At 67.2% G+C, this 14,640-nt stretch carries 13 protein-coding genes; 4 read left to right on the top strand and 9 right to left on the bottom strand.

Annotated features, from left to right (window positions below; all coding sequences use genetic code 11):
• Nucleotides 1-15 precede the first annotated feature (15 nt).
• The gene (locus tag IRZ30_RS00760; protein ID WP_294081895.1) at nucleotides 16-1,590 is read right to left on the bottom strand and encodes a glycosyltransferase family 39 protein; all 1,575 of its coding nucleotides are present in this window, start codon (nucleotides 1,588-1,590) and stop codon (nucleotides 16-18) included.
• 247 nt (nucleotides 1,591-1,837) lie between these two features.
• Here IRZ30_RS00760 and IRZ30_RS00755 point away from each other — a divergent pair, with 247 nt between their 5' ends.
• Nucleotides 1,838-2,539 carry a PIG-L deacetylase family protein gene (locus IRZ30_RS00755; protein ID WP_294081894.1) on the top strand — a complete coding sequence of 234 codons (702 nt, stop codon included), beginning with the start codon at nucleotides 1,838-1,840 and terminating at the stop codon, nucleotides 2,537-2,539.
• A gap of 54 nt (nucleotides 2,540-2,593) precedes the next feature.
• Here the strand turns inward: IRZ30_RS00755 and IRZ30_RS00750 are convergent, their stop codons facing one another.
• The 7 genes from IRZ30_RS00750 to IRZ30_RS00720 all read right to left on the bottom strand — a co-directional run bounded on the left by IRZ30_RS00750 (nucleotide 2,594) and on the right by IRZ30_RS00720 (nucleotide 10,301).
• Nucleotides 2,594-3,187: a cupin domain-containing protein gene (locus tag IRZ30_RS00750; protein ID WP_294081893.1), complete on the bottom strand. Its 594-nt coding sequence runs from the start codon at nucleotides 3,185-3,187 to the stop codon at nucleotides 2,594-2,596.
• A 227-nt stretch (nucleotides 3,188-3,414) separates the two neighbouring features.
• A complete protein-coding gene (locus IRZ30_RS00745) occupies nucleotides 3,415-4,455 on the bottom strand; it encodes a membrane dipeptidase (protein WP_294081892.1) in 1,041 nt (346 codons plus the stop codon).
• A 22-nt stretch (nucleotides 4,456-4,477) separates the two neighbouring features.
• Nucleotides 4,478-5,518, bottom strand: coding sequence for a membrane dipeptidase (locus IRZ30_RS00740; protein ID WP_294081891.1), 1,041 nt, complete (start codon nucleotides 5,516-5,518; stop codon nucleotides 4,478-4,480).
• A 4-nt stretch (nucleotides 5,519-5,522) separates the two neighbouring features.
• Entirely contained in the window at nucleotides 5,523-6,533 is a 1,011-nt protein-coding gene (locus IRZ30_RS00735; protein WP_294081890.1) for a dipeptidase, read from the bottom strand.
• A gap of 80 nt (nucleotides 6,534-6,613) precedes the next feature.
• Nucleotides 6,614-8,311 (bottom strand): ABC transporter substrate-binding protein, encoded by a 1,698-nt coding sequence (locus tag IRZ30_RS00730; RefSeq protein ID WP_294081889.1) that lies wholly within the window; start codon nucleotides 8,309-8,311, stop codon nucleotides 6,614-6,616.
• Nucleotides 8,312-8,460: 149 nt separating this feature from the next.
• A complete protein-coding gene (locus IRZ30_RS00725) occupies nucleotides 8,461-9,363 on the bottom strand; it encodes an ABC transporter permease (protein ID WP_294081888.1) in 903 nt (300 codons plus the stop codon).
• Between the two features lie 20 nt (nucleotides 9,364-9,383).
• Complete coding sequence (locus tag IRZ30_RS00720) at nucleotides 9,384-10,301, bottom strand: ABC transporter permease (RefSeq protein ID WP_294081887.1); 918 nt, start codon at nucleotides 10,299-10,301, stop codon at nucleotides 9,384-9,386.
• A gap of 392 nt (nucleotides 10,302-10,693) precedes the next feature.
• On the opposite strand from IRZ30_RS00720, the gene hemW reads away from it, so the two are divergent.
• On the top strand, nucleotides 10,694-11,875 hold the full coding sequence (hemW, locus tag IRZ30_RS00715) for a radical SAM family heme chaperone HemW (protein WP_294081886.1): 1,182 nt from the start codon (nucleotides 10,694-10,696) through the stop codon (nucleotides 11,873-11,875).
• A 121-nt stretch (nucleotides 11,876-11,996) separates the two neighbouring features.
• Here hemW and IRZ30_RS00710 read toward each other — a convergent pair whose 3' ends face one another.
• Nucleotides 11,997-12,512, bottom strand: a complete 516-nt coding sequence (locus IRZ30_RS00710; RefSeq protein ID WP_294081884.1) for a pyridoxamine 5'-phosphate oxidase family protein — start codon at nucleotides 12,510-12,512, stop codon at nucleotides 11,997-11,999.
• 146 nt (nucleotides 12,513-12,658) lie between these two features.
• Between IRZ30_RS00710 and IRZ30_RS00705 the strand changes: the two genes are divergently transcribed.
• A complete protein-coding gene (locus IRZ30_RS00705) occupies nucleotides 12,659-13,642 on the top strand; it encodes a YafY family protein (protein WP_294081882.1) in 984 nt (327 codons plus the stop codon).
• A 266-nt stretch (nucleotides 13,643-13,908) separates the two neighbouring features.
• On the top strand, nucleotides 13,909-14,550 hold the full coding sequence (locus IRZ30_RS00700) for an O-methyltransferase (protein ID WP_294081880.1): 642 nt from the start codon (nucleotides 13,909-13,911) through the stop codon (nucleotides 14,548-14,550).
• Nucleotides 14,551-14,640: the final 90 nt, after the last annotated feature.

The following is a 14,640-nucleotide window of genomic DNA, read 5'->3' as shown; positions in this document are numbered from 1 at the left end:
AGGATGGGGCGCCGCTCAGTTGAAGTGCTTCGCCTGCGGCCAGATCTCGGCCATCGACCCACGCAGCCCACGGGCGACCAGGATTGGCACGTTGGCCTCCTCCGGCATGCAGTCCTCGCAGGTCACCGTCGCAGCCTGGGTCACGTCGTCGAAGAGCGCATCCAGATCCGCGGGCGTGTAGCCGACCGAGATGACGACCTCGCCCGTGCAGTCGCCCGGCCCCCACAGGTAGTAGCTATTGTGCCCGCTGATCGCGCGCGGCAGCCCGTGCGCCGGGCCGAAGAAGTCAATGGCCCCGGCCTCGCCGTAGTTCGCGGTAAAGATGCAGGCACGGGCGCGCTCCTCGGCCGGCAGCCCCTGGTAGACGCCCGCGACCGTCTCCACCATCGCCTCCCAGCCGAACCGGTCACCGAGCCACTGGGGCAATGCCCCGCCCTCATGCACCTGCTCCTGCGCTGTCGCCCCGGTCACGAAGCCGTAGTAGCGGACCCAGGTATCCGGCGCGAGGATCGGCAGGGCAACGGGAGCCGTCAGCACCCCGCTGAGGAACAGCAGGGCCGGGTAGGCGACGCGGATGCTGCGCATGGCCCCGCGCCGCGTTGCCCGCTCGATCGCCACCGCGCCCCCGGCGAAGAGCATCGGGTAGGCCGGTGCCAGGAAGTACGACTTGGCGCCGGTGAGGGCAAACAGTACGAGGAGAATGAGGAAGGCCAGCCCGAGCGCGCGGTAGGGACGGCCCTGCGCAGCGCGCAGGAAAAAGGCGAGCCCGGCAAGCCACAGCGGCAGCGTCATGGGATTCATCGTGAGGATCTGCTCCAGCAGGAAACCGACCGGCGAGCTCTCGGTCAGCTTGCCGCCGTAGTTGCCCCAGAACTCGATCGTCGGCCAGCCGTTGGCCGCGTTCCAGATGATGTAGGGAAGCACGAAGGCGAGTGCCACCAGCCCGCCCAGCCAGAGCCAGCGCGTAAAGAGGAAGCGGCGGGCAGGCGTGAGCAGCAGCCCAACCACGAGCGCGAAGCCGAAGGCGGCGATGGTGATCTTGGTCGCCAACCCGATGCCGGCCACCAATCCGAGCAGGAGCCATAGTCGCGGCCGCTCTTCCTTGATCAACCGCACCAGGACGTAGGCCGCCAGCCCCCACCAGAGCTGATCGAACGGGTCCATCGAGAAGAGCGAGCCCATGGCCAGTATGACCGTGGCGACCAGCGTGCCCAGCGCTGCCAATCCCTGCGCGAAGCGCCCGCCACCCAGCTCCCGCGCGATCAGCCCGGTCACCACCACCAGCGCGGTCCCGGCCAGCGCCGGCACGACATGGAGCGCCACCAGCGAGTCACCCACCGTGCCCCGGACCAGCGCCGCGACCAGAGCGATGAGCGGCGGGAACTCGACGTACCCGAAGGCAAGATGCCGCCCTGCAGCGATGTAGTAGAGCTCGTCCCGGAAGTAGCCGTAGTTCCCCGCGACCGCCAGGTGTGCGGCCAGCTTCACCGCGGCCAGCAGGGCCAGGATCGCGTTCGCGCCCAGCAGCACCCGCCGGCCCGTGTCCACCGGCTCGGTTGTGACCACTGCTGCGCCTGGTCGTGCCCCCATGCCAGTTTCCTCTCCTCGACCCGGCGGCGTATTGTCGCAGAATGTACGCCGCCGCGCAGCCGTGATCAGACCATAGACATCGGGGAGAAGGGTCGGCAATTTTCCGGCCCCTGTCGTCCCTGCACGACGGGAGCACAGGGGACCGGCAAGGACGTCGTCGCTTCTGTGCTCCCCCTGGTCCGCGATATCGGGCCGCAGTACAGTGAGAACCGGGATGCCACGAAGCAAGAGTGGGAGGGGGAGACGAATGGCCGATCTGCCTGACGCCACCCGGGTCTTGATCGTCGGGGCGCACCCGGACGACCCTGACTTCTTCTGCGGCGGGACGGTCGCGCGCTGGACCGCGGCGGGCGCAACCGTCGCTTACGTCGTCGTCACCTCCGGCGACAAGGGCATGCCCGACCCCAGCCTCGACCCGGTGGCCTTCAGCCGCATGCGCGAGGCCGAGCAGGAAGCGGCCGCCCGCGCGCTCGGGGTGATCGACGTCACCTTCCTGCGCCTGACCGACGGCGAGGTGTTCGACACCCTGGAGCTCCGCGCCCGGCTAACCGCCGAGATCCGGCGCTTCCGCCCAGATCTGATCGTGACCCACGACCCACTGACGCGCCGCTACCGCCAGCACCCGGACCACCGCGCCGTCGGCGCGGCCACGCTCGCCGCCGCCTTCCCCGCCTGCCGGCTGGCGACCTTCTTCCCGGAGCAGGTCGCGGCGGGACTGGCGCCGCACGTCGTCGGGCGCGCGCTCCTCTTCGGCAGCGACCAGCCCGACACCTTCGTCGATATCGCCCCGGTCTTCGACCGGAAGATCGCGGCCCTGGAACAGCACGCCAGCCAGGCATCCGCGTTCCCCGGCGGCCTCCACACTCGGGTACGCCAGTGGGCCGAAGACGCCGGCCGCCCCGCCGGCCTGGCGCTCGCCGAGGCTTTCCTGTCGGTCGATCTGGAGTAGTCGGGGCCGGGCAGGACGAACCGTACGGGGGCGGAGGCCGGCCAGTTCGTCCTGCTATCGTCGTATTCGCTGGCTCATGGGAATCCGTGTGGAACACCCGATCACGACGGATCGAGTCGTGCCGACGTTCGCGTAGACGTGAGGGATATCGCTGGGGTGGTAGATCGTATCCCCCGGGTAGAGGTCATAGACCTCATCACCCAGCCAGACGCGGATGTGGCCCTCGAGGACGTGCCGGAACTCCTCCCCGGCGTGGACGACAGGCTCACGATAGCCGGCGCCGGGTTCCATCGTGCTGTACCAGGGATCTATACCCCGCTCCGGGTCCACAACGAGCCCCCGGACCACGACCCCCTCGTTCGGGCTGAAGAGTTGCGGCGCCTCCGCCAGTCGTACGACGCGGCGGACCTCCCGGCGCTCGTTCCCGATGATGTCGCTGACACTAATGCCGTAGAAGTGGGCGATCCGTTGGAGCCGTGCCAGCGAGACATCCGACTTGTCATTTTCGAGGAGGCTGAGAAAGGAGACTGAGAGGCCCGTACCCGCGGCAACCTGCTGCAAGGTATACCCGCGCGCGGCCCGCAGCGCTTTCAAGGTCGTACCGATCCGGAGCGGCGCCGGGCCGTCCGGCTCACTGCGTTTCGGCATGAGACGTCATCCTGACTAGGTGGACACTTGTACTCGGCGATGCACCCAAGGATCCCAGGCGCACACCGGGTATAGGGGCACTGTTCGTCGACCTGCTCTCCCTGCGCGAGAGCTTACCGCAGTTCGGCTGTGGTTGCACACCTGCTGATCCGTCGCTGCGCATTCCTCAGCAGGACGCGGAGCGGACCCAAGTTGGGTCCGCTCTGTAGGGGGTTGCGTAGGACTGACTACCGCCAAACCTGCTCGAAGACGCGCAGGTAGTTCTCACCGAGGAGCTTGCGGATGTCGGCATCGCTGTAACCCCGCGCGAGTAGGCGGTCGATAAGGGTGCGGACTTCAGGGTAGGTGCTGAACCCGTCGATCCCACGCAGCCGCGAGCGAACGTCAGACGTGATGTGCTCGTCGTAGCGGGCAGTGTAGTTCGGGTAGTCCGGCTCGCCCCACGGGTCATGCTCGTGATAGGGGTAGGTGCCGAGGCTCATGTCGGTGCCGATGCCGACATGGTCGATCGAGCCGGTCAACTGCACGATGTACTCGATGTGCTCAACGAGGTCGTCAACCGTTGGCCACGTGGTGCTACCCTCCTTGAGCACCAGTGGGCCCCAGGGGGCGACGCCGATCACGCCGCCCTTCGCCGCGCAGGACTTGATCTGCTCGTCGTCGATGTTGCGTGGGTTGTCCACAATCGCCTTGACGTTGGAGTGACTGAAGACGACTGGCTGGCTGCTCCGGTCGATAATCTCGAGACTGGCTCGGCGCCCGATGTGTGAGCAGTCGAGCAGCACGCCCACCCGGTTGCACTCATCGACGACCAGTTGACCGAAGCGGGTGAGGCCGCTGTCGGTCCGGTCGAGGCAGCCGTCGCAGATGGCGTTCGTGCGGTTATAGGCCGGAATCAGCATCCGCAGGCCGAGGCGGTAGAACGCCTCGATGCGGTGCAGCTTGTTCTCGATGAAGTCGCCCCCCTGGGCTGCCATGATGAAGGCGGCCTTGCCCTCACGCTTGGCTCGCCGGATGTCATCCACCCGCTCGACCACCAGCGTGTTGGGGTACTTGCGAGCGATGAGGTGCCAGAACATGGCGCCTTCGAGCGCCTGCTCGACCGTCGCATGCGGATCCCAGGCGGTCACCGCGTAGGCGGTCACACCATGCCGGTGGGCGTTGGCGTAGTCGGCGTCCGGCCAGGCCTGCATACAGGAGTCGATGAAGATGTAGGGCAGATCCTCGTCGATCGTGGGATGGAATCCCTTATTGTCGGTCGTCGTCACGGCTTGCTCCTTCCGATCCCGCTTAGCTGCCCCAGACCTCACGCAGGTGGCGAAGGAAGTTCCCCCCGATCACCTTGCGGATATCCTCCTCACGGTAGCCCCGCCGGGCCAGCCCTTGCGTGATCGGCGAAAGGTCGGCAATACCGCCCTCGACCCCGACTGGCTGGGTGATCCCCGTCCGATCACTGAAGTGCGCGTAGTAACCCGAGGCAATCTCCGGGAAGGCAGTGTTGAACTCGAGGCTGTGTTGTGCCACCCAAGCGGTGTTGGCGGTGCACGCAGAGTCGGTCGCGATGCCGACGTGGTCGATGCCGATCAGGTCGACGACATAGTCGACGTGGTCGAGGAAGTCATCGACGGTCGGCTGAACCCCAGCCCGGTTCTTATAGCACAGCGGGGCCCAGGTGCAGCAGCCAATCAGGCCGCCGCGCTCCCCGATGGCTTTGATCTGCTCGTCAGTGAGGTTACGCGGGTTGTCGGTTAACGCGGCCGGGTTGGCGTGGCTAAACATCGGCGGCTTCGGAGATGCCGCGATCGCCTCCAGACTCGTACGTCGTCCGACATGGCTGAGGTCGAGTGCGACGCCGACGCGGGCCAGCTCTTCAATGAACTCACGCCCAAAACGGCTGAGGCCACCGTCGACCGGCTCCAGGCAGCCGTCCCCGGTCCAGGTGCGATCGTTGTAGGTGAGCTGAATGATCCGAACCCCCAGGTCGTACAGCTTGCCGATCCGGGACAGGTCGGTGCCGATTGGCAAGCTGGCTTGCAGGCCAAAGATGATGCCAACCACACCGTCCTGCTTGGCCTGCTCGATGTCGGCCGCGCGCTCGACCAGGCGAGCACCTGGATCTCGAGCCAGGGCCGCCCGCACCGTCAGGATCTCCTCCACCGCCGCACCAAAGTCGTTGTAGGTCTCGGCCACGGTCACGTTGGTAGCGGTGATCAGCTCGGGGTTCAGGCGCGGCGTCGGGCCGTCGTAGTAGAAGCTCAGACCATCGATGACGATCGCGTCTTTGTGGAGGCGGGCCGCCTGCTCCGGACTCAGTGTCTCCGTCTTGTTCATGACATTACGCTCCCCACGACTCACGGTAGACCCGAAGCAGGTTCTCTCCCAGCAGTTTGCGCACATCCTCTGGGCGCCAGCCACGTTCCAGCAGCGCCGCGGTCAGGTTGGGGAACCCCTCCATGGATTCGAAGCCGGCCGTGTGCCGCACGCCAGGGTGCGTTTCCTGGAAACGGCCTGTGACTGGGCCATACGTGGCTCCCAGGCTCGTGCGCAGCTCCTTGGGGTAGGCGCCGGGTGTCGCCTCGGAGTCAGTGCCAATGGCGACGTGGTCGATCCCGACCAGATCGACCACGTACTCGATGTGGCCGATCAGGTCGTCAAGGGACGGCGGGTTTGGTCCCCCGGTCCAGCAGATCGGCGGCCAGGGAGAGAGGCCAATGACCCCTCCGGTCTCGGCGCAGCGGCGGATCTGTTCATCGGTGATATTGCGCGGATTATCGGCGCGCGCCTTCGGGTTGGAGTGGGAGAAGATGCACGGCTTGGTGGAGATGTCCATCGCCTCCAAGCTGCTACGCTCACCGACATGAGAGAGGTCGACCTGGATGCCGACGCGGTTCATCTCGCGGATGACCGCCTTGCCGAAGCGCGACAGGCCGGCGTTGGTCGGCTCCAAGCAGCCGTCCGCCAGGAGGTTCCGCTCGTTGTACGAGATCTGAATCACCCGGACACCGAGCCGGTGGTAGACCTCCACCAGCCCGGGATCCGTTTCCAGAATATCGGCGTCTTGGGAACCGAGGATAAAGCCGACACGGCCCTCGCGTTTGAACTGCCGGATGTCCTCGGTACTGGTCACCAAGCCGAGCCGGGCATCCTCGTTGACGAGGCGATAGTAGTGTTGGTACCGGCGGACGGCTCGCCGGAAGTCATCTCCCGGCCAGGGCACCGTCATCTGCAGCGCGGTGACCCCGGCGATCGCCAGCCGCTCGTGCCACCCCTGGCTGAAGAAGGAGCAGCCGTCGATGACGATGGCGTCCGCATGGAGCGCCCTTGCCTCCTCGGAGATCGTACTCATGCGGGGTTCATCCCTTCGTGACCACCGTGCGTCCGGCAGCACCTCGCTGCCGGACTCGTACGGGAACGACTCACCGACGACTAGTCGACATCGACGGTGAAGAGCCAGAGCACCTGGTCCGTCCGCGGCTGGAACCCCCTGACTCGCTTGCTGACGCCGTAAATATCCTGCGGGATAACCAGGAAGAGCATCGGCGGGTCGTCGTGCATGATCTGCGCGGCCTGGTGGTACAGCGCGAGCTGCTCATCGAGGTCCGTCCGACGGGACGCCTCGTCGACCAGCCGGCTGTACTCATCGCCCAGGTCGTGCGTCTCATAGGCCGAGCCTTGCACGAAGTTGCCGTAGTTGAAATAGGGCTCCGGAGGGAGCAGGAGACCCCACTGGTGCGAGCCGAGCGTGCCCTCCTGACGCAAGGACGTGAAAGTGCCATACTCCAGCGGTCGCTGGATTACGTTCACCCCGACCTGCTTGATGTAGTCGCAGACGATCTCGCCCAGCTCCTTGTCCTGGGGATAGCGGCCGACCGTGTAGGTCACCTGCAGGTCGAAGCCGTCGGCATAGCCGGCTTCGGCCAGCAGCGCCTTGGCCTGCTCGACATCGTAGGGGAACATCGAGATGTTCGGGTTGAAGCCGAACTCCTGCCGCGCCTCCCATTGGCCCTCCATCGGGTCGGCCGCGCCCTGGAAGATGCCGTCTACGATGGCCTGCTTGTCGACCGCCAGGTTGAGCGCGATCCGGACCCGCTTGTCCTTGAGCGCCTCCGGCCCGGTCTTGGTATCGAAGTGCAGCGCGAACTTGCGCAGGCCCGGGTGGGTGACCGCGTCGACCGTATCGCTCGCGTTGAGGCGGTTCAGCGCGGAAACCGGCAGGAGCATGGCGAGGTCGATTTCCCCGGTCTCCAGGGCGGCCAGCCGGGCCGTGTCTTCCGGAATGACCCGGTAGGTGACCGTCGCCACCGGATGCGGCCCGTTCCAGTAGTCGTCGTTGCGCTTGAGCGTGATGTGATCGTCCTTCACCCATTCGGCCAGGACGAAGGGGCCGGTGCCGATCGGCTGCTGGCCAAAGGCGTCCTCGCCGACCTCGGCGTAATACTTCGGCGGCAACGCCGCGCCCCCGCGCGCGAGGAAGCCGATGAACGGGGCGTAAGGCCGATTCAAGTGAACGCGGGCAGTGTACTCGTCGACGACCTCGGTCTCCTTGTATACGTCCGGCGGGATCATGAACGCGTACGCCTTGGCTGCAGCGAAAGCATCGATCGAGAACTTGACCGATTCGGCGTCGAACGGCTCGCCGTTGGTGAAGCTGATGCCCTGACGCAGTCTCAGTTCGAGCGTGGTGTCGTCGACCCACTCGAACGACTCGGCCAGCCACGGGCTCACTGATCCCCCGTCGGGGCCGAAGATCACCAATTGCTCAAGGATCTGCGCATAGATGCTCTGGTAGGCGGCCGTAGTCGTCAGGACCGGATTCAGGGTCGTTGGGTCAAGGCTCATCCCGACGGTGAGCTGCTTCGTGCTCTGCAAGTTCGACTCAGGCGCCTTGGGCGGCACGAGCCCGCCGTTCGTTGACCCACTGGTGTCGATGTTCGCCGGCACCGTCGGAGCGGCAGCGGTGGCCGTGGGGGCAGTCTCCCCGCCTGATCCGCCTGATCCCTCACCGGTCGCGGTCGGCGTGCTCTCGCCGCCGCCGCAGGCAGCCAGCAGCGTCGCCGCCAATGCGCCGCCGACGAACCGGCGACGCGACATCCCTGTGAGTAGCCACTTCCAGTGTTGTCCCATCGTCTCCTCTTTCTCCAAGCGCCCGTGCCGGGCAGTTGGCCAGCGTCACGCACTGTCCGCGAAACTCTCCGTCAACAACGATGCGCCGCCCGTTCGACCTCCTTCACATGACCTCCGGCATGCCGCCGCGATGCTTGGTCGTGCCTACCTCACTGGCGGGTGTGGGGATCGAATGCGTCTCGCATCGCATCGCCGACCAGGTTGAAGGCCAGTACGGTCAGGATGATGGCGAGGCCGGGGAAGAGCGTGGCCCACCAGGCGTCGTACATGTAGTTGCGGCCGTCCCCGATCAACGCGCCCCAGGTCACGGCGGGTGGCTGCGGGCCCAGCCCGAGGAAGCTGACCGACGACTCGGTGAGGATGAACGAGGCGAGGTTAAGCGTAGAGAGCACCAGGATCGGCGAGGCCACGTTGGGCAGCAGGTGGCGCAGCAGGATGTGGCCGGAGCGTGCGCCAGTGCAGCGCGCCGCCTCGACGAACTCTCGCTCAACCAGGCTCAACGTGGCACTGCGGATGACACGGGCGTAGCCGGCCCACCCCGACAGCGCCAATACGATGATCACGCTGCTGACGCTCTGTCCCAGGGCAGCCACGAGCGCCAGCACCAGGAGCAGGATCGGGAAGGCAAGCATGATGTCGACGAGCCGAGAGACGACCATATCGACCCAGCCCCGGAAGTAGGCCGCGCAGAGTCCGGCTGCACTGCCGATGATCGTGGCGAACAGAGTTGCTAGCCCAGCAATCAGGAGCGTCAACTTCGTCCCCATGAGGATGCGGAAGAAGACATCCCGCCCGAGCGCGTCGGCGCCGAACAAGTAGTCGGTCGTGCCCATCAGTAGCCCCGGCTCGCGGTGGCGCAGGGTCAGATTGCTGTCGAACGCGGTGTCAGGCCAGACACTGGTGGGCACAAGGGCGACCCCGATCATGACCAGCAGCAAGAGGGTACTGATTCGGGTCTCCCAACTCCGCCAGAACACGCCGAATCGGCGAGCCCAGACACTCTGCACCGCCGGCTCCCGCCCGGCACGCAACGACTCCGAGAGAGCGGACATCGTCCCTCTTCCCCTACCGGCTACGAGTACCGAATCCGCGGATCCAGGTACGCGTAGGCGAGATCAACGATCAGATTCACGAGGACGACAAAGGCGGTGAGGATCAACACGGTCCCCTGGATGACCGGAAAGTCGCGCGTGGAGATAGCCTGCAAGGCGAAGCGCCCAATTCCGGGCCAGGAGAAAACCGTCTCAGTAACCACGGCGCCCGAGAAGACCACACTCGACTGCAGGGCCAGGACGGTCACCAGTGGGATCAGTGCGTTGCGCAGTGCGTGCCGGCGGATAACGGCCCCCTCGGCGACCCCCTTCGCCCGCGCGGTGCGGATGTAGTCGTGGTGGAGCACGTCTAACATCACCGAGCGCGTGAATCGGACGGAGAAGGCCACGAGGTAGGAGGCCAGTGTGATGGTGGGAAGAACGAGATGAGATAGCCCACCGCGCCCACCAGTGGGCAACCAGCCGAGCCCTACGGCCACCACGATGATCAAGACCAAGCCGAGATAAAAGCCGGGCACGGCTTGCCCAAACAGCACCGAGACCCGGATCACCTTGTCGAGCGGGGATCCAGCGCGCAGCGCTGAGTAGACCCCAACGCTGACGCCGACGAGAAGCGCGAGGATGTAGGCCGACAGCCCGAGTTGGATGGTGGCCGGCAGGCGCTCTGCAAAGAGGGTGAGGACTGGCTGTTGGTAACGCAGTGAGGTGCCGAGGTCGCCGCGCGCAACTCCGGCCAAGTAGTTCACGAACTGGACGGGGAGCGGCTTGTCTAGCCCGTGCTCGGCGCGGAACGCCTCGATCGCGCTCGGCGGTGCGGTGTCCCCCAGCACGAAGCGCGCGGGGTCTCCCGTGACCCGGACGAGCAGGAAGGTAATCAGGGTAATCCCGATCAGGGTGGGAATCGCGATCAAGATGCGGCGGATGGCATATGCCAGCACACGCCTACTCCCCTCATTTGCCGCTCAAATGCCGGCGGCGCACTGGTCACGCTGGCGTCGGCGGTGGTGGCGGCGGTGAAGGGAGCGACAACCACAGCAGTTTGGCGCCTGCACTGCACCACACGGGCCGGTGCCTGGGGCTGCCGTGACACGCCGACGACGGCTTCCCGCCGTGATGGTGAAAATACTGAATGCAGATTATATCAGACTGAAATCCCTGTCAAGCCCGATGCGCGGTCGTGTCCGATGCGCTGGGCTGGTCATCTGGGAAGTGGGCTATCGGGGCACGGCGCCAAGCGGCGAGTATACTTGATAGGATAGGGCTCCAGCGCCGGCACGTCAGAGCGAGTCGGCCCAAGGCCCGAGGCCCGACGAAGGAGAGCATCGCTGCCGTGACCGCGCCGCTCCCGGCCGACGCCCCGCTCGGGGTCTACATCCACATCCCCTTCTGCACTCGCATCTGCCCCTACTGCGACTTCAACACCTACGCGCGGCAGGAGCACCTGATCCCGGAATACGTGGAGGCGCTGATCGGGGAGATGGACCTGACCCTGGCGGCGATCGGCCCCCGCCCGGCGCAGTCGATCTTCTTCGGCGGCGGCACGCCGTCGCTCCTCCCGCCGGAGCTCATCGCGCGGCTGATCGACGCGGTACGGGAGCGCTTCCCCCTGCCCGACGACGCCGAGGTGTCGCTCGAGGCCAACCCGGAGACGATCGACGCCGCGACGCTCGACGGGTTCCTCCAGGCGGGGGTGAACCGGATCAGCCTCGGGGTGCAGACCCAGCAGGCACGGGGGCTGAAGGTGCTCGGCCGCGCCCACAAGCCCGACGTGCCGGAGCGGGCGCTGGCCGCGGCCCGAGCGGCCGGGGTGGACAACTTCAGTGTCGACTTCATCTTCGGCTGGCCCGGCCAGACGATGGCCGAATGGGAGGACGACCTGGACAGTATCCTCCGCTGGCAGCCGGACCACCTGTCGCTCTACTCGCTGATCATCGAGCCGGGCACGCCCTACGAGCGGGCCGTCCAGCGCGGCATCCTGACCGTGCCCGACGAGGACGCGACCGCCGACATGTACGAGCGCGCGCTCGACCGGCTCGCCGCGGCCGGCTGGTACCACTACGAGATCTCCAACTGGGCGCGCACCCCGGAGCACCGCTCACGGCACAACCTGCTCTACTGGCGCAACGGGCATTACCTCGGCCTCGGCGCCGGGGCGCACGCCCACCTCGACAACGTCCGCTCCAGTAACATCCGCCTGCCGGCCCACTACATCGCCGCCGTGCGCGACGGCCGGTTGCCCATCGAGGAGCGCGAGGAGCTGGACGAGACGACCGCCATGGCCGAGACGATGATGCTCGGCCTGCGGCTGCCCGAGGAGGGCGTCTCCGCCACCGCCTTCGCCGCCCGCCACGGCCGGGAGCTGGAGGAGGTCTACGGCCGGCAGCTCTCCGACCTGGCCGCTGCCAGCCTCCTGCACTGGGACGGCGAGCACGTCCGACTCACCCGCCGCGGCCTCCTCCTCGCCAACGAAGTCGCCGCCCGCTTCCTCCCCGAGCCCGCGAGGGCGGGGTAGCGTTCCGGTTGCCCAGAGAGGCGGGCACCGGTCGGCGCATCACCCGACTCGCGCAAGTAGCTCCCCTCTCCCAACGTTGGGAGAGGGGTCGGGGGTGAGGGCCACTCCCCAGCGCGTCAGCCTACGCCCCGTTGAACTGCCAGCGGGTGACGCTGTTGGGGAACGCGGCGAGGGTCCAGCCGTAGGCGACGCGCGGGCGCATGACGTAGAACCCCTCGGGGCTGTCGAGCGGCTCCTCGCCGTACTTCGCGCGGAGGGCGTCGCCCAGTCGGGTGAAAGTCGCTTCGTCCATCGCCGTCACCGGCCGGGCTTCACCCTCCAGCGCGACCACCTCGTCGCCACTCTCCAGGTGCACCGCGACGGCCGGGTTCGTCGCCAGGTTGCGCGCCGTGCGCGTCGTCGGCGCCGTGGAGAAGTAGACCGCGCCGTCCACCCAGGCACCCCAGACCGGTACCGCGTGCGGCTGCCCCGTCGGCGCGGCCGTGGTGACCCAGTAGTTGCGGGCCCGCTCCAGCCGCTCCACGGCGAACGTCCAGTCGAGCATCCCCTCCGCCTCGGCCGGGACGCCGTACCCTTTCATCCATGGCCGGCTGGCCCGCGGCTCATCCTGCCGTGCGCTGGGTACCCGCTCGCTCATGCGCCATCCTCCCGGTCACTCGACCCGGCATGGGTCCGGCTTGCAGACGACACCCAGCATAGGGCACGATATTGGACACCTGCTGTCATATTTCCCGCTACGATGCTCGATGACGGGCGAGCGGATTTCGTGAGCGAGGAGGGCCAATGCGCGCGGACCGGCTGCTCTCGATCTTGCTGCTGCTCCAAGTCCACCGGCGCATGACCGCGCGCGAGCTAGCAGAGCGCCTGGAGGTCTCGCCCCGCACAATCCAGCGGGACATGGAGGCACTCAGCATGGCCGGGGTGCCGGTCTACGCCGAGCGCGGCGCGCGGGGCGGCTGGGTGCTGCCCGACGACTACCGCACCGACCTCTCGGGCCTCACCGGGTTGGAGATCGAGGCCCTCTTCCTCACCAAACCCGCCCGCCCGCTGGCCGATCTTGGCTACCGAGAGGCTGCCGAGGGGGCGCTGCTGAAACTGCTGGCAGCGCTACCCACCATGCGGCGACGCGAGGCGGAGAGAGCGCGCCAGCGGCTACTGGTCGATACCTCCGGCTGGCGGCAGGGTGAGGATCCCGCGCCCTGCCTGCCCGCCCTCCAGGACGCCGTCTGGCGCGATCGCCGGGCGTGCATCGTCTACCGGCGGAGCGACGGCACGACGGTCGAGCGCGTGGTCGACCCGCTCGGCCTCGTCGCCAAGGGGAGCCTCTGGTACCTGGTCGCCGCCGTCGAAGGGCATCCCCGCACCTACCGCGTCGCCCGCGTGCAGGACGTCGAGGTGACGGAGGAGCCGTGCGAACGCCCCGAAGGCTTCGACCTCGCCGCCTACTGGACCGAGTCCACCGCCCGCTTCGTCCGCGAGCTGCCCCGCTACCCGTTCACACTCCGAGCCGCGCCCGAAGCGCTGCACCGGCTCGGCGCCAGCGCGGGCTACGTGCGCGCCGAGCGGATCGACCCGCCCGGCGCCGACGGCTGGTCGACCGTGCACCTGGTCGCCGATGTGGAGGAAGTCGCCCTCGGCTACGTGCTCGGTTTCGGCGACACCGTCGAGGTCCTCGCCCCCCCAGCCCTCCGTCAACGCGTCCTCACCACCGCCCGCAACGTGGTGGCGTTCTATGAGGGGCGGGGTGGGGAAGGGCGATCGTCGTAGGGAGTCTGGCGGATCCATCGGATCTACGGCGGTTGCGCGAATGTTCCTACGCCGTGGCATGTGCCCGGGGATAAATCCCCAGGCACCAACCACGATGCCGGATCTTCGTGGTTGCTACCACGCGATCGTCGCGGTCTGCGAGCAGCGTGATAATCGCATGGCCCTCCGGGATGTGTGACAGGATTCGCGCAAAGCCGCGCCCCCACTCCCAATCGCGTAGAATCGGCGCTACGCCGTTGGAGCAGCCAGCCGGTTAGGAGGGCGTGATGAGCGGGATGGATGAGGGCGTACGGCTGAGGGCGTATATCGAAAAGCTGGTGCCGGAGCGCCCGCCGGAGATGCAGGCGATGGAGGCGTACGCGGCGGAGCACCGGTTCCCGATCGTCGGCGCTCCGGCGGGCTACCTCTGCTACCAGATCGCGCGGATCGCCGGGGCGCGGCGGGTCTTCGAGCTGGGATCGGGCTACGGCTACTCCACCGCCTGGTTCGCGCGCGCTGTGCAGGAGAACGGCGGTGGCGAGGTCTACCACGTCGTCTGGGATGAGGAGCTGTCCCAGCGCGCGCGTGGACATCTGGAGCGCCTCGGCTACGGCGATATCGTGCGCTACCGGGTCGGCGAGGCGGTGCAGACGCTGCGGGAGACCGAGGGACCGTTCGACCTGATCTTCAACGACATCAACAAGGAGGGCTACCCCGCCTCGCTCGACGTCATCGAGGAGAAGCTCCGTCCCGGCGGAGTGCTGATCATCGACAACATGCTCTGGGGCGGGCGGATCTTCGACGACGCCGACCGATCCCCGGCTACGGAGGGGGTGCGGGAGGCCACCCGGCGGCTGACGACCGACCCCCGATGGATCACCACCCTCATCCCGATCCACGACGGCCTGGTCATCGCCTATCGCCGGTAGCGGCCGGGCCACACCCATGCCTCGCGCCTGCCGACGGGCGTCAGGTGCGGGAGGCCGGCATGAGCACGGGTCCATTCGTTCAGCCTACAA

This window comes from Sphaerobacter sp., from assembly GCF_019683595.1.
GTDB lineage: Bacteria > Chloroflexota > Chloroflexia > Thermomicrobiales > Thermomicrobiaceae > Sphaerobacter.
Note: the sequence above shows the minus strand (reverse complement) of the source record. Positions and strands in the feature narration are given on the sequence as shown.